This window comes from Cellulosimicrobium sp. RS (genome assembly GCF_046159675.1).
GTDB classification, from domain to species: domain Bacteria; phylum Actinomycetota; class Actinomycetes; order Actinomycetales; family Cellulomonadaceae; genus Cellulosimicrobium; species Cellulosimicrobium funkei.
Genome location: NZ_JBJXVU010000007.1, coordinates 47,122 through 61,544 on the forward strand (window position 1 = coordinate 47,122; position 14,423 = coordinate 61,544).

Sequence of the window (14,423 nt, forward strand, 5' to 3'; positions counted from 1 at the left end):
GCTCGGCGCGGCGTCGGGCACGTGCACGACGCCGGTCGGGGAAGGCGTCACTCGACGACCGTCCCCTTGGGGACGACCGTGATCCCGGACTCGGTGACCGTGAAGCCGCGCGCGCGGTCCTGCTCCGGGTCGAGGCCGATGCGGGCCTGCTCCCCGACGACGACGTTCTTGTCGATGATCGCGCGGTGCACCTGCGCGTGGCGGTGCACCTGCACGCCGTCCATGAGCACGGAGTCCGAGACGGACGACCACGAGTGCAGGTAGGTGCCGGGCGACAGGACGGAGCCGACCGCCGTCGCGCCCGAGATGATCACGCCGGGGGAGACGATCGAGTCCGCGGCGTGGCCCAGGCGGCCGCGCCCGGCGTGCACGAACTTCGCGGGCGGCAGACCGGTGTAGCCGGTGTGCAGCGGCCACTCCTCGTTGTAGAGGTTGAAGACCGGCGTGACGGCGATGAGGTCCTTGTTCGCGTCGTAGTACGAGTCGATCGTCCCCACGTCGCGCCAGTAGTCGCGGTCGCGGTCCGTCGAGCCCGGCACGTCGTTGCGGATGAAGTCGTAGACCGCCGCGGTGCCCTTCTCGACGAAGGCGGGCACGATGTCGCCGCCCATGTCGTGGCGGGAGTCCGCGTTCGCGGCGTCGGACGTGACGGCCTCGACCAGCGCGTCGGTGTCGATGACGTAGTTGCCCATCGAGGCGAGCACCTCGTCCGGGGAGTCAGCGAGGCCCACCGGGTCCGACGGCTTCTCGCGGAACGCGGCGATCTTCGTCGGGTCCTTCGGGTCGGTCTCGATGACGCCGAACTGGTCCGCCATCGAGATCGGCTGGCGGATGCCCGCGACGGTGAGCTGCGCGCCGGACTCGACGTGCGCGTCGACCATCTGGGAGAAGTCCATGCGGTACACGTGGTCCGCGCCCACGACCACGACGATGTCCGGACGCTCGTCGTCGATGATGTTGAGGCACTGGTAGATCGCGTCCGCGCTGCCGAGGTACCAGTGCTTGCCGACGCGCTGCTGCGCGGGCACCGGCGCGACGTAGTTGCCGAGCAGCGACGACATGCGCCACGTCTTCGTGATGTGCCGGTCGAGGCTGTGCGACTTGTACTGCGTGAGCACGATGATGTGCAGGTAGTGCGAGTTCACGAGGTTGGACAGCGCGAAGTCCACGAGGCGGTAGATGCCCCCGAACGGCACCGCGGGCTTGGCCCGTGAGGCGGTGAGCGGCATGAGGCGCTTGCCCTCGCCCCCGGCGAGGACGATGGCGAGGACTCGGGGTGCGGCGGCCATGCCCAGACGGTAGCCCCTCGGGGCGGGACCACGCAGCAGGACCCGCATCCTGGGCGCGGGTCGCGTCGGCCCCGCCCACCGGGGGTCGGCGGCGGGCGACTCGGTTACGGTGTGGCGCGTGAGAGTCGACCTCCTGACCCGTGAGTACCCGCCGCACGTCTACGGCGGGGCCGGCGTGCACGTCGCCGAGCTGTCCGCGGTGCTGCGGCGCCACGTCGACGTGCGCGTGCGCTGCTTCGACGGCCCGCGCGGCGACGACGGCGTGACCGGGTACTCCGTGCCCGGCGTCCTGTCCGGGGCGAACGCCGCGCTCGGCACGTTCGGCGTCGACCTGCAGATGGCGGACGACGTTGCGGGCGCCGACCTCGTGCACTCGCACACCTGGTACGCGAACCTCGGGGGCCACCTCGCGGGGCTGCTGCACGGCGTCCCGCACGTGCTGTCCGCGCACTCGCTCGAGCCGCTGCGGCCGTGGAAGGCGGAGCAGCTCGGCGGCGGGTACGCGCTGTCGTCGTGGGCGGAGCGCACCGCGTACGAGGGTGCGGCGGGGATCGTCGCGGTCTCCGGCGGGATGCGCGACGACATCCTGCGCGTCTACCCGCAGGTCGACCCGGCGAAGGTGCACGTCGTGCACAACGGGATCGACCTCGACGGCTGGCGCCGCCCCGAGCCCGGCGTGCAGCAGGACGTCGCCGACCGCGTCGTGCGCGACCTGGGGATCGACCCGGGGCGGCCTGCCGTGGTGTTCGTCGGGCGGATCACGCGCCAGAAGGGGCTGCCGTACCTGCTGCGGGCCGCGCGCTCGCTGCCCGACGACGTCCAGCTCGTCCTGTGCGCGGGCGCTCCGGACACCCCGGAGATCGCCGCGGAGGTGAGCGGCGCCGTCGCCGAGCTGCAGGCCGAGCGCAGCGGGGTCGTCTGGATCGAGCAGATGCTGCCGCGCGCCGAGCTCGTCGCGGTGCTCGCCGCGTCGACCGTCTTCGTCTGCCCGTCCGTGTACGAGCCGCTCGGCATCGTCAACCTCGAGGCGATGGCCGTCGGGCTGCCCGTCGTCGGGACCGCCACGGGCGGCATCCCCGAGGTCGTGGACGACGGCGTCACCGGCCTCCTCGTGCCGATCGACCAGGCGGACGACGGCACGGGCACGCCGCTCGACCCCGACCGCTTCGTCGCCGACCTCGCCGCCGCCCTCACGCAGGTCGTGAGCGAACCCGAGCGGGCCGCCGCCATGGGCCGCGCGGCGCGGCAGCGCGTCGAGGACCACTTCGCGTGGGACGCGATCGGCGAGCGCACGCTCGAGGTCTACCGGACGGTGCTGGGGCAGTCGTGAGCACCGCGGGGAGCGACCGGGTCGACGAGGCGTCGCGCCTCGTCGCCGCCGCGCCCCGCGCCGTGTACCGCGCGCTCGTCGACCAGGACGCGCTCGCGGCCTGGCTCCCGCCCGACGGCATGACGGGGAGCTTCGAGCGCTTCGACCTGCGCCCCGGCGGCGGCTACCGCATGGTCCTCGCCTATGACGACCCGCAGGCCGACCCCGGGAAGACGGGCCAGGGGACCGACGTCGTCGACGTCGCCGTCGTGGACCTCGTCCCGGGTCGGAGCGTCGTGCAGGAGGTCGTCTTCGCCGCGGACGATTCGGCGTTCGCCGGGACCATGACGATGACGTGGATCGTCGAGCCGGTCGGGGACGGCGCGCGCGTCACGGTCCGCGCGACGGGCGTGCCGCCAGGCATCTCCCCGGCGGACCACGCCGCCGGGATGGCCTCCTCGCTCGCCCACCTCGACGCGTACGTGACGTCGCGCGCCTGACGGCCGACGCCGCGCGGACCGGGCCAGGCGGCGGCGGTCCGTGGCCCGGGTCAGGCGGTGGCGGTCCAGAACGTGGCGGCGCCCACGGCGTGGCGGGACGCGCGGTCGACCTCGCGCAGCGCGGTCGAGCGCTGGTCGGCCTGCCAGAGGTTGACGGCCCCGCCGTCGTCGGCGGTCGCGAGGTCGACGATCGCGCGCAGGCGCACGGCCTGCACGAGGACCTGGACGGCGCGCGGCGGGACGCCGGGCGGGAGCTGCCAGGTCGGGGCGCCGCCCGCGCGCAGGTCGGCGATGGCGCCCGCGGCGTCGTCGCGCCAGCGGGCGACGTCGAGCTCGTCGAGGGCGCGCGTGGCCAGCAGCAGCGCCGTGCGCAGGTCGCGCTCGGCCTCGGGGAGCGACCCGACGGCGCCGAGCACGCGGGCGCTCCACGGCCCGACCTGCGTGACGTGCCACGTGACGAGGTGGCCCGGCTCCAGGTCGCTGCCGAACTCCGTGACCTCGGGCACGATCGCCCACGACCCGGACGACGTCGTGACCACGACGCACTCGCCCGCGTCCGTCGCGCGTGCGGCGGCCTCGGGCGGGACGCCCGACACGTCGCCGGGGACGGGTGCGAGCGCGACGACCTCGCGCGCGTCGCCGGCCCACGCGCCCGCGAGGTCCGCGAGCCGGACGTCGCCGAGCGCCCCGGACACCACGTGCGGCTCGTCGTCGCGCTCCACGGCGCGCACGAGGCGGGCGGTCCCGTCGTCGTCGCCGAGGCGCGCGGCGCGCAGCCAGAGCGCGAGCAGGGCGCTGCGAGGGAGGGCGCCCGTGCTCGACGCGGAGCCGGGGCCCGGGGCGGGCTGCGGGGCGTCGTGCGGACCCCCGGACGAGTGTGAGACCACGACGGCCAACCTATAGGGTCGGTGACCATGAGCGCGGTTCTCGACCTGAAGGGCGTCACCGTCCGACGCCACCCCAAGACCATCCTCGACGCGGTGGACTGGCAGGTGAACGAGGGCGAGCGGTGGGTCGTGCTGGGCCGCAACGGCGCCGGCAAGACGACGCTCCTGCAGATCGCGTCCGCACGCATGCACCCCACGGCCGGCACGGCCGACGTCCTCGGCGAGCGGCTCGGCCGCGTCGACGTGTTCGAGCTGCGCCCGCGCGTCGGGCTCGCGTCCGCGGCCCTGGCCGACCGCATCCCCGGCGACGAGACCGTGCGCGACGTCGTGCTCACCGCCGCCTACGGCGTCACGGGCCGGTGGCGCGAGGAGTACGAGGAGTTCGACGCGCAGCGCGCGGACGACCTGCTCGCCGCGTTCGGCGTCGACCACCTCGCGGACCGCACCTTCGGCACGCTGTCCGAGGGGGAGCGCAAGCGCACGCAGATCGCGCGCGCCCTCATGACGGACCCGGAGCTCCTGCTGCTCGACGAGCCCGCCGCGGGCCTCGACCTCGGGGGCCGCGAGGAGCTCGTGGGCGCGCTCGCGGAGCTCGCGGGGGACCCGGCGTCGCCGGTCCTCGTGCTCGTCACGCACCACGTCGAGGAGATCCCGCCGGGCTTCACGCACGTCCTGCTGCTCAAGGACGGCGTCGTGCACACCGCCGGCCCGATCCGCGAGGTGCTCACCGCGGAGAACCTCAGCGACGCGTTCGGCGTGCCGCTGCTCGTCGCGCACGGCGGCGGCCGGTGGATGGCGCGCGCCGCGCGGGCGTGACCTCCACGCGACGTGCGCCGGGGGCGTGCACGGCGGGCGGAAGAACGGTAAAGTACGCGTAAAGCGCGCACGTGGGAACGGGGGTCGAGATGGACTGGCTGTGGTGGGTCGGAGCGGCACTGCTCCTCGGTCTCGTGGAGATCATCTCGCTCGACCTCGTGCTCATCATGCTCGCCGGGGGATCGCTCGCCGCGGCCGGCGTCAACGCCGCCGGCGGGCCGCTCTGGCTCCAGATCGTCGCGTTCGCGGTCGTGAGCGTCATCCTGCTCCTCACGCTGCGCCCGTGGCTCCTGCGGCACCTGCGCTCGCGCGTCCCGCTCACGGAGACGAACGTCGCGGCGCACGTCGGCCGCACGGCGCTCGCCGTCGACCGCGTGAGCGAGTTCGGCGGCCGCGTGAAGCTCGTCGGCGAGGTCTGGACCGCGCGGACCGAGCCCGACGCGCCGCAGATCCCCGTGGGCACGGAGGTGCGCGTCGTCCGGATCGACGGCGCGACGGCCGTCGTCGCGCCGCTGCCCGCCCAGCACCCCACCGGGTCGTGACCAGCCGGCACACCCGCACCGCGCCGCCGGGCGACCGGTCGCGCGACCGACGACCAGGAGGCAGTCGATGAACGATCCCAGTCCCGGAACGATCCTCGCGTACGTCGTCCTCGCGCTGATCCTGATCTTCGTGATCGTCGCGCTCGTCAAGGCGGTGCGCATCGTGCCGCAGGCGGTCGCGATCATCGTCGAGCGCCTGGGCCGGTACTCGCGCACGCTCGAGCCGGGCCTGCACCTCCTGGTGCCGTTCATCGACCGCGTCCGCGCCTCGGTGGACCTGCGCGAGCAGGTCGTGTCGTTCCCGCCGCAGCCGGTCATCACGTCCGACAACCTCGTGGTGAGCATCGACACGGTGATCTACTTCCAGGTCACCGAGCCGAAGTCCGCGGTCTACGAGATCGCGAACTACATCACCGCGATCGAGCAGCTCACCGTCACGACCCTGCGCAACGTCATCGGCTCGATGGACCTCGAGCAGACGCTCACGAGCCGCGACCAGATCAACGGCCAGCTCCGCGGCGTGCTCGACGAGGCGACCGGCCGCTGGGGCATCCGCGTGAACCGCGTCGAGCTCAAGTCGATCGACCCGCCGCCCAGCGTGCAGGGCTCCATGGAGCAGCAGATGCGCGCCGAGCGTGACCGCCGCGCCGCGATCCTCACCGCGGAGGGCGTCAAGCAGTCGCAGATCCTCACGGCCGAGGGTGAGAAGCAGGCGGCGATCCTCCGGGCCGAGGGTGACGCGCAGTCCCAGATCCTCCGGGCCGAGGGCGAGGCGCGCGCGATCCTCCAGGTCTTCGACGCCATCCACGAGGGCGACGCGGACCCGAAGCTGCTCGCCTACCAGTACCTCCAGATGCTCCCGCAGATCGCGAACGGCACGGCGAGCAAGCTGTGGGTCGTGCCGACGGAGTTCACGGCGGCGCTCGGCTCGATCGCCAAGGGGTTCGGCGGCGTGCCGGGGATCGACGGCGGGGGAGTGCCGAGCGGGGGCCCTGCCGAGGACGCGGAGGCGGCAGAGGCGAGCGCCGAGGCGCGTCGCGAGCGCGACCGTGACCGCGTGAAGTTCGGCGTCCCGTCGCTGACCGACCCCGCCGAGGCCCTGGCCGAGGCGCGGCGTCAGGCGGAGGCCGCGACCGCGGACGCGACGAGCTCGGGCACGCGGTCGGGCCTGCCGTTCGACCCGCAGACCGAGCGGGGCCAGCACCCGGGCGGCCCCGGCGAGCACCACGCGGCCGCGCCGGAGCCCGGGACCGCCACGCCGCGTCCGCTGGGCGGGCCGTCGCAGTACGCGCCGCCTCCGCAGCCGATCGTCGAGGACGCGCCGACCACGGACGAGCCCCCGCGCGACGAGCCGCCCGCCGGCGGCCCGCCGCCGTCCTTCTCGCCGCGGCACTGACGGGGCGCCACCGCGCAGCCCGAGCGGCCGCGGTGGCCCCGGCCACGCACGACGACGCCCCTGCACCCACCCGGGTGCGGGGGCGTCGTCGTGCCGCCCGCGGGAGGTTCGCCGGGAGCGGACGGCCTTGAGAGTGAGTGCTCACTCAGTTACCGTCGAGGCGTGGTCCCCGTCTCCGTGCCCTCCGACGCCCCGCCCGACGCTCCTCTCGACGCGCCCTCGGGCGCGCCGTCCGAGGCGCCCGCTCCGGAGCGCACGCGTGCGCGACCGCTCTCGCGCGAGGAGCGCCGCGACGCGATCGCCGCCGCGACGATCCCGCTGCTCGTCCAGCACGGCGCCGCCGTGACGACGCGCCAGATCGCCGACGCCGCGGGCGTCGCGGAGGGCACGCTGTTCCGCGCGTTCGCGGACAAGGACGAGATCCTCCACGCCGCGGTCGTGCGCTCGCTCGACCCGGCGCCCGCCGTCGCCGCGATCGGCACGCTCCCGGACGGCGACGGGCTGCGTCCGCTCGTCGTGAGCATCGTCGAGTTCCTGCTCGAGGCGCAGCGCGTCGGGATGCGCATCTTCGCCGCGGCGCACCAGGTGCTCGACCCGCACCGCGCGACGGCGGACCGCGCCGAGGCCGTGCGCCGGATGCGGGCCGGGGACGGCCGGGACGCTCGTCGGGCCGGGTTCGACGCCCGGGAGCGGTCGGCGCGCGAGATCGTCGCGGCGATCGAGAGCAAGCTCGCGGCGCACCGGACGCAGCTGCGCGTGGACCCGGCGCTGGCCGCGCGGGCGCTGTTCTCGCTCGTCTTCGGAAACGCCTTGCCGCACCTCTCGGGCGGTGACAGGCTCGACGCCGTGCAGCTCGCCGACCTCATCCTCGGCGGCATCGGGGCGGACGTCACGACCGACCCGTCGCCCTGACCGGCGGCCCGTCCACGACGCGCGCGCACCCTCGCCCGGTGCCGCCCGCCCCGCGCACCCGCGACCCGCGGCTCGCGCCCTCGTCCCGCAGCCCCCACCCGGACAGGAAGCCCATGCTCGTCAGCCTCTTGCGGACACGACTGCGTCCCTACCGGACGCCGATCGTCGTCCTCCTCGTGCTCCAGCTCCTCGCGACGCTCGCGTCGCTCTACCTGCCGAGCCTCAACGCCGACATCATCGACCAGGGCGTCACGCAGGGCGACACCGCCTACATCATGCGGACCGGCGGCCTCATGCTCCTCGTGAGCCTGGGCCAGGTCGTGTGCGCGGTCGCGGCCGTCTACTTCGGCGCGCGGGTCGCCATGTCGTTCGGCCGCGACGTGCGCGCCGGGCTGTTCACCAACGTGCAGCGCTTCTCGGCCCAGGAGATGGGCCAGTTCGGGGCGCCGTCCCTCATCACCCGCACGACGAACGACGTGCAGCAGGTGCAGATGCTCGTGCTGCTCTCGCTGACCATCATGGTCATGGCGCCGATCATGCTGGTCGGCGGCGTCGTCATGGCGCTGCAGGAGAACGTCGAGCTCTCCGGCCTGCTGCTCGTCATCGTGCCCGTCCTCGGGGTGAGCGTCGGGCTCATCATCTGGCGGATGGTGCCCTACTTCCGGCAGATGCAGAAGAAGATCGACGGCATCAACGCCGTGCTGCGCGAGCAGATCACCGGCATCCGCGTGATCCGCGCGTTCGTGCGCGAGCGTCGCGAGGCCGAGCGGTTCGACGTCGCGAACGACGCCCTGTTCGACGTCTCGCTCAAGGCGGGCAAGCTCATGGCGCTCATGTTCCCGACCGTCATGCTCGTCATGAACGCGTCGAGCATCGCGGTGCTGTGGTTCGGCGGGCGCCAGATCGACGCCGGCGACATGGAGGTCGGCGCGCTCACCGCGTTCCTGTCGTACCTCATGTACATCCTCATGGCCGTGATGATGTCGACGATGATGTTCATGATGGTGCCGCGCGCGGCCGTCTCCGCGGAGCGCATCACCGACGTCATGCAGACCCGCGCGACGGTCGTCGAGCCCGAGCGGCCCGTCGCCCTCACCACGCGGACGGGCCGTGTCGAGCTCGACGGCGTCGAGTTCCGCTACCCGGGGGCCGAGGAGCCCGTGCTCCACGACGTGTCGTTCGTCGCCGAGCCCGGGCGGACGACGGCGATCATCGGCTCGACCGGCTCCGGCAAGACCACGCTGCTCAACCTCGTCCCGCGGCTGTTCGACGTGACGGGCGGCGCCGTGCGGATCGACGGGACCGACGTGCGCGACCTCACCGGCGCAGACCTCGGCTCCCTCCTCGGCCTCGTGCCGCAGAAGGCCTACCTCTTCTCCGGGACGGTCGCCGACAACCTCCGCTACGGCCGACCGGACGCCACCGAGGAGCAGATGTGGGAGGCCCTCGAGGTGGCGCAGGCGCGCGACTTCGTCGAGGCGCTCGACGGCGGCCTCGACGCACCGGTCGCGCAGGGCGGCACGAACTTCTCGGGCGGGCAGCGTCAGCGGCTCGCCATCGCCCGCGCGATCGTGCGCGACCCGGCGGTCTACCTGTTCGACGACTCGTTCTCCGCGCTCGACTACGCGACGGACGCCCGCCTGCGCGCGGCGCTCGCGCCCCGCACCCGGCGCTCGACCGTGATCGTCGTGGCGCAGCGCGTCGCGACGATCCGGGGCGCCGACCAGATCCTCGTGCTCGACCACGGCCGCATCGTCGGTCGCGGCACGCACGCCGAGCTCCTCGAGTCCAACGAGACGTACCAGGAGATCGTCTACTCCCAGCTCTCGATCGAGGAGGCAGCATGAGCGGCGAGCAGGACGCCTCGCGCACGCCCGCGACGTCGGGCGACGGCGCTCCCGAGAACGGCGCACCCGCGGCGGGCGGCGGGCGCGACGTCGCCGCGACCCGGCTCGCGGGCCGACCCCGCGGTGGCGGCGGGCACGGCCCCATGGGCGGCATGGGCGTCCCCGGGGAGAAGGCGCTCGACTTCAAGGGCTCCCTGCGCCGGTTCGTGGGATCGCTGCGCCCCGAGCGCGTGCCGATCGTCGCCGTCGTGATCCTCGGCGTGGTGTCCGTGGCGCTCGCGGTCGCCGGGCCGAAGCTCCTCGGCAACGCGACGAACATCATCTTCGCCGGCGTCGTCGGCTCGCAGCTCCCGGCCGGCGTCACCCAGCAGCAGGCCGTCGAGGCGCTGCGGGCGCAGGGCCAGGACCAGGTCGCCGACCTGGTCTCCGGCGTGCCGGGGCTCGTGCCGGGGGAGGGCATCGACTTCACCGCGCTCGCGACCGTGCTCGCGTGGGTGCTCGCCGTGTACGTCGGCTCGTTCCTCTTCGGCTGGCTCCAGGGGCGCATCACGGCGATCGTCGTGCAGCGCACGGTCTACCGGCTGCGGGGCGAGGTGCAGGCCAAGCTGGCGCGCCTGCCGCTGTCGTACTTCGACCGCAACGCGCGCGGCGAGATCCTCTCGCGCGTGACGAACGACATCGACAACATCTCCCAGACGCTCACGCAGACGCTGTCGCAGCTCGTGACGTCGGTGCTCACGGTGGTCGGCGTGCTCGGTGTGATGTTCTGGATCTCGCCGCTGCTCGCGGTCGTCGCGCTCGTCACCGTGCCGCTGTCCGTGCTGGTCACGGCGCAGATCGCGAAGCGCTCCCAGCCGCAGTTCATCCGGCAGTGGGCCGCGACGGGCCGCCTCAACGCGCACATCGAGGAGATGTACACCGGCCACACGCTCGTCAAGGTGTACGGCCACCAGCAGGCCGCGATCGACGACTTCGAGCGCGAGAACGCGGCGCTCTACGACGCGAGCTTCCGCGCGCAGTTCATCTCGGGCACCATCCAGCCCGCGATGGGCTTCCTGGCGAACCTCAACTACGTGATCGTCGCGGTCGTGGGCGGCCTGCGGGTCGCGTCGGGCACGATGACCCTCGGCGACGTGCAGGCGTTCATCCAGTACTCGCGGCAGTTCACGCAGCCCATCACCCAGATCGCGTCGATGATGAACCTGCTCCAGTCGGGCGTCGCGTCGGCGGAGCGCGTGTACGACCTGCTCGACGCACAGGAGCAGACGCCGGACCCGTCGCCCGCGAAGACGGTCGACCCGGTGCGTGGCCGCGTCGCGTTCGAGGACGTCTCGTTCTCCTACGACCCGGACGTCCCGCTCATCGAGCACCTCGACCTCGTGGTGGAGCCGGGGCAGACGATCGCGATCGTCGGGCCGACGGGCGCGGGCAAGACGACGCTCGTCAACCTGCTCATGCGGTTCTACGACGTGGACGGGGGCCGGATCACGCTCGACGGCGTGGACACGCGGGACATGACGCGCGACGACCTGCGCTCCGACATCGGGATGGTCCTGCAGGACACGTGGCTCTTCCAGGGCACGATCGAGGAGAACCTGCGCTACGGCGTCCGCGACGGCCGCACCGTGGACGACGAGGCGTTCCTCGCCGCGACGCGTGCGACGCACGTCGACCCGTTCGTGCGCACGCTGCCCGACGGGTACGCCACGGTGATCGACGACGAGGGCTCGAGCGTGAGCGCGGGGGAGAAGCAGCTCCTCACCATCGCGCGCGCGTTCCTCGCCGACCCGGCGATCCTCGTGCTCGACGAGGCGACGAGCTCCGTGGACACGCGCACGGAGGTGCTCGTGCAGCAGGCGATGAACGCGCTGCGCGAGGGCCGCACGTCGTTCGTCATCGCGCACCGCCTGTCGACGATCCGCGACGCGGACACGATCCTCGTCATGGAGCACGGCTCGATCGTCGAGCAGGGGTCCCACGACGAGCTGCTCGCGGCCGGCGGCGCGTACGCCCGGCTGTACGAGAGCCAGTTCGCGGCGCCGCTCGACGCCGAGGCGGAGGACCCGGAGGGCGTGGTCGCTCCCGCGGGCGGTCCCGCGGGACGCTGACACGCCGCGGCCCGCACCGCGCCCACCCGAGGGGTGAGGCGAGGTGCGGGCCGCGTGCGTCCCGGCCGTCGCGCTCAGGCGAGCGAGAGGAAGAGCTTCTCGAGCTTGGCCACGTCGAGCGTCGGGTCCTCGCCGTCCTCGGTCGGCTCGGTGAGGCACTGGCGCATGCCGGACGCGATGATCGCGAACCCGGCCCGGTCCAGGGCGCGCGAGACGGCGGAGAGCTGCGTGACGACGTCCTCGCAGTCCCGCCCTTCGTCGAGCATGCGCACGACGGCCGCGAGCTGGCCCTGGGCGCGCTTGAGCCGGTTGGCGACCTTGCTCATGTCGGTGGGGTCGAGCTCCACGGTCGTCCTCCTGCGTTCGTCGGTGTTCTTGTCGGTTCTCGTCGCGGCGTGCCTGGTCAGGCGCAGGTGCAGCGCTGCTCGGGCGGCACCTCGGCCATGACCTCGTCGGCGTGCATGCCGCAGCCGGTCCAGGTGGTCTTGCCGCAGGTGCGGCACAGGGCGGGACTGCACATGGTGGGTCTCCTCGGGTGTGGGGGTCGATCGGGGGTGCGAGGGTCGGGGTTCGGCGGGGCCGGGGGCGGCCGTGCGTGGTGGCGCAGGATCAGCGTCGCACGGCTCCGCCCGCGGCCTGCCACGCGCCGAGCCCGCCGGACAGGCTCGTCGCGGCGTAGCCGAGCGAGCGGAGCTGGCGCGCCGCGGTGCGCGAGCGCATCCCCGACGCGCACACGACGACGACGGTCGCGCCGTCCTGCAGGCGCCGCGGCGCGACCGACGGGACGTCGGCGAGCGGTACGTGCACAGCCTGGGGCGCGTGCCCGGCGCGCCACTCGTCGCGCTCGCGCACGTCGAGGAGCGTCGCGCCGTCGCGGACGAGCTGCACCGCGGTGGTGGCGTCGACGGTCGGGCGCACGCCGCCGTCGTCGGAGGAGCGGGAGAACAGGCGGCGGAGGCGGTCGATCATGCGGGGACTCCTTCGAGGGTGCGCGCGGCGCGCGGCGTGGTGGTCAGGGTGAGCCAGCCGCCGGAGAGGTTGCGCGCGTCGAGCCCGGCGGCGAGCAGGACACGGGTCGCGAGGTAGGAGCGCACGCCGCTCGCGCAGTGCACGGCGACGTGGCGCCCCGCCGCGGCGGCGCGCACCTCGTCGAGCCGCTCGCGCAGCTCGGTGTGCGGCACGTTGAGGGCCCCGTCGAGGTGGCCCCCGGCGTGCTCGGCGCGCGACCGGACGTCGAGCACGAGCGAGGTCGCGACGACCTCGTCGAGGTCGGCCGCGTGCCACTGCGGCATCGTGCCGTCGAGCACGTTCTGGGCGACGAACCCCAGCATGTTGACGACGTCCTTGGCAGCGCCGTAGGGCGGGGCGTACGCGAGCTCGAGCTCGGCGAGGTCGTCGGCCGTGAGCCCGGCGCGCAGCGCGGTCGCGAGCACGTCGATGCGCTTGTCCACCCCCGCGCGGCCCACGGCCTGCGCGCCGAGCAGGCGGCCGTCGGGCGCGAAGCTCGCCGTCACGTGGACCGGCTCGGCGCCGGGGAACCAGCCGGCGTGGTGGGCCGCATGGACGCGCACCTGCTCGTGCACGACGTCGGCCGCCGCCAGGGTCGCGTGGCTCGGCCCGGTCACGGCGGCGGTGAGCCCGAACACGCGCACGATCGCCGTCCCGAGCACGGGCGCCTGCGGTGTCGTCCGGTGGCCCAGCATCGAGTCCGCGGCGCGCCGGCCCTGGCGGTTGGCCGGGCCGGCGAGCGGGACGGGGCCCGTCGCTCCGGTGACCGCGTGCACGACCTCGACGGCGTCGCCGACGGCCCACACGTGCGGGTCGGACGTGCGCTGGTCGGCGTCGACGCGGATCCCTCCGCGCTCCCCGAGCGCGAGCCCGGCCGCCGCCGCGAGGTCGCTCGCGGGCCGCACCCCGACGCTCACGAGCACCACGTCGGCGTCGAGGGCGTTGCCGTCCGTGAGCTCGAGCGCGACGGCGTGGTCCGCGCCCTCGGGCTGCGGCACGACGGCGCTCGCGGAGGTCCCGAGGTGGAGCCCGACGCCGTGGTCGCGGAGCTCGTCCGCGAGCAGCGGCGCGAGGTCGGGCTCCAGCGGCGGCAGCACCTGGTCGGCGCGCTCGACGACGTCGACCGTGAGGCCGCGGCCGACGAGCGCCTCCACGGCCTCGAGCCCGATGAAGCCCGCGCCGACGACGACGGCCCGCAGCGGGGCCGTGCGACCCGCGGCGACCTCCGCCTCGAGCTGCGCGAGCCGGGCCGACAGGGCGTCGAGGTCCGCCATGGTCCGCAGCGTGTGCACGGCCGGGTGGTCGAGGCCCGCGACGGGCGGGAGGACGGTGGTCGCGCCGGGCGCGAGGAGGAGCGCGTCGTAGCCGAGCTCGTACGTGCCGTCCTCGGCGGCGACGGTGACCGTGCGCGCCGCGCGGTCGACCGCGGTGACGCGGTGACGCGTGCGCACGTCGAGGTCGAGGCTCGCGCGGAGCGAGGCGGGCGTGTGCAGCAGGAGGGCGTCGCGCTCCGCGATCTCGCCCGCCACCTGGTACGGCAGGCCGCAGCCCGCGAACGAGACGTGGTCGGACTGCTCGAGCACGATGATCGACGCGCGCTCGTCGAGGCGGCGGGCGCGCGCGGCGGCGCTCATGCCGCCCGCGACGCCGCCGACGACGACGATGCGGCGGGCGCCGTCGGGGTCGGACGGGTGGGTCGTCGAGCCGGGGGGCGAGGGGATCATGCTCCGACGATACCCCCCGGGGTATCTGTCGACGCAAGCCGACGGGCTGAGAGGTCGGTCACGGGACGCCCCGGGAGCCGCGCGG

The 14,423-nt window shown here is 74.2% G+C and carries 13 protein-coding genes; 8 read left to right on the forward strand and 5 right to left on the reverse strand.

All coding sequences use genetic code 11. From position 1 onward, the window contains the following. Positions 1 to 47: 47 nt before the first annotated feature. The gene (gene glgC, locus ACI769_RS11960; RefSeq protein WP_034655614.1) at positions 48 to 1,289 is read right to left on the reverse strand and encodes a glucose-1-phosphate adenylyltransferase; all 1,242 of its coding nucleotides are present in this window, start codon (positions 1,287 to 1,289) and stop codon (positions 48 to 50) included. A gap of 118 nt (positions 1,290 to 1,407) precedes the next feature. On the opposite strand from glgC, the gene glgA reads away from it, so the two are divergent. Together glgA and ACI769_RS11970 are read left to right on the forward strand one after the other, a co-directional pair. Next, the gene (glgA, locus tag ACI769_RS11965) at positions 1,408 to 2,619 is read left to right on the forward strand and encodes a glycogen synthase (protein WP_085388735.1); all 1,212 of its coding nucleotides are present in this window, start codon (positions 1,408 to 1,410) and stop codon (positions 2,617 to 2,619) included. Continuing rightward, positions 2,616 to 3,098 (forward strand): SRPBCC domain-containing protein, encoded by a 483-nt coding sequence (locus ACI769_RS11970; RefSeq protein WP_085387784.1) that lies wholly within the window; start codon positions 2,616 to 2,618, stop codon positions 3,096 to 3,098. Before glgA ends, ACI769_RS11970 begins: the two co-directional genes overlap by 4 nt. A 50-nt stretch (positions 3,099 to 3,148) precedes the next feature. On the opposite strand, the gene ACI769_RS11975 is transcribed toward ACI769_RS11970, so the two are convergent. Then, on the reverse strand, positions 3,149 to 3,985 hold the full coding sequence (locus ACI769_RS11975; protein ID WP_157446619.1) for a hypothetical protein: 837 nt from the start codon (positions 3,983 to 3,985) through the stop codon (positions 3,149 to 3,151). 27 nt (positions 3,986 to 4,012) lie between these two features. Here ACI769_RS11975 and ACI769_RS11980 point away from each other — a divergent pair, with 27 nt between their 5' ends. From ACI769_RS11980 to ACI769_RS12005, 6 genes are all read left to right on the forward strand, one after another. Further along, the gene (locus ACI769_RS11980) at positions 4,013 to 4,801 is read left to right on the forward strand and encodes an ABC transporter ATP-binding protein (RefSeq protein ID WP_021483599.1); all 789 of its coding nucleotides are present in this window, start codon (positions 4,013 to 4,015) and stop codon (positions 4,799 to 4,801) included. Positions 4,802 to 4,872: 71 nt separating this feature from the next. Continuing rightward, positions 4,873 to 5,343 carry an NfeD family protein gene (locus ACI769_RS11985; RefSeq protein WP_306303300.1) on the forward strand — a complete coding sequence of 157 codons (471 nt, stop codon included), beginning with the start codon at positions 4,873 to 4,875 and terminating at the stop codon, positions 5,341 to 5,343. A 67-nt stretch (positions 5,344 to 5,410) separates the two neighbouring features. After that, on the forward strand, positions 5,411 to 6,739 hold the full coding sequence (locus tag ACI769_RS11990) for an SPFH domain-containing protein (RefSeq protein ID WP_085387785.1): 1,329 nt from the start codon (positions 5,411 to 5,413) through the stop codon (positions 6,737 to 6,739). A 162-nt stretch (positions 6,740 to 6,901) separates the two neighbouring features. After that, positions 6,902 to 7,651 (forward strand): TetR/AcrR family transcriptional regulator, encoded by a 750-nt coding sequence (locus ACI769_RS11995; RefSeq protein WP_198163059.1) that lies wholly within the window; start codon positions 6,902 to 6,904, stop codon positions 7,649 to 7,651. Between the two features lie 113 nt (positions 7,652 to 7,764). After that, a complete protein-coding gene (locus tag ACI769_RS12000; protein WP_021483161.1) occupies positions 7,765 to 9,498 on the forward strand; it encodes an ABC transporter ATP-binding protein in 1,734 nt (577 codons plus the stop codon). Continuing rightward, on the forward strand, positions 9,495 to 11,606 hold the full coding sequence (locus tag ACI769_RS12005) for an ABC transporter ATP-binding protein (RefSeq protein ID WP_085387787.1): 2,112 nt from the start codon (positions 9,495 to 9,497) through the stop codon (positions 11,604 to 11,606). The genes ACI769_RS12000 and ACI769_RS12005 overlap by 4 nt, the downstream gene beginning before the upstream one ends. A 74-nt stretch (positions 11,607 to 11,680) precedes the next feature. On the opposite strand, the gene ACI769_RS12010 is transcribed toward ACI769_RS12005, so the two are convergent. The 3 genes from ACI769_RS12010 to ACI769_RS12020 form a co-directional block, all read right to left on the reverse strand. After that, positions 11,681 to 11,953: a metal-sensitive transcriptional regulator gene (locus ACI769_RS12010; RefSeq protein ID WP_021482683.1), complete on the reverse strand. Its 273-nt coding sequence runs from the start codon at positions 11,951 to 11,953 to the stop codon at positions 11,681 to 11,683. 262 nt (positions 11,954 to 12,215) lie between these two features. After that, complete coding sequence (locus ACI769_RS12015) at positions 12,216 to 12,575, reverse strand: rhodanese-like domain-containing protein (protein ID WP_085387788.1); 360 nt, start codon at positions 12,573 to 12,575, stop codon at positions 12,216 to 12,218. Next, positions 12,572 to 14,338 carry an FAD-dependent oxidoreductase gene (locus ACI769_RS12020; protein ID WP_085387789.1) on the reverse strand — a complete coding sequence of 589 codons (1,767 nt, stop codon included), beginning with the start codon at positions 14,336 to 14,338 and terminating at the stop codon, positions 12,572 to 12,574. Before ACI769_RS12020 ends, ACI769_RS12015 begins: the two co-directional genes overlap by 4 nt. Positions 14,339 to 14,423: the final 85 nt, after the last annotated feature.

What these genes read in the sequence shown, in the direction of transcription:
- glgC (WP_034655614.1), bottom strand. Translation starts at nt 1,289, where the DNA reads ATGGCCGCCGCACCCCGAGTCCTCGCCATCGTCCTCGCCGGGGGCGAG.
- ACI769_RS12020 (WP_085387789.1), bottom strand. Translation starts at nt 14,338, where the DNA reads ATGATCCCCTCGCCCCCCGGCTCGACGACCCACCCGTCCGACCCCGAC.
- ACI769_RS12015 (WP_085387788.1), bottom strand. Translation starts at nt 12,575, where the DNA reads ATGATCGACCGCCTCCGCCGCCTGTTCTCCCGCTCCTCCGACGACGGC.
- ACI769_RS12005 (WP_085387787.1), top strand. Translation starts at nt 9,495, where the DNA reads ATGAGCGGCGAGCAGGACGCCTCGCGCACGCCCGCGACGTCGGGCGAC.
- ACI769_RS11990 (WP_085387785.1), top strand. Translation starts at nt 5,411, where the DNA reads ATGAACGATCCCAGTCCCGGAACGATCCTCGCGTACGTCGTCCTCGCG.
- ACI769_RS12000 (WP_021483161.1), top strand. Translation starts at nt 7,765, where the DNA reads ATGCTCGTCAGCCTCTTGCGGACACGACTGCGTCCCTACCGGACGCCG.
- ACI769_RS11980 (WP_021483599.1), top strand. Translation starts at nt 4,013, where the DNA reads ATGAGCGCGGTTCTCGACCTGAAGGGCGTCACCGTCCGACGCCACCCC.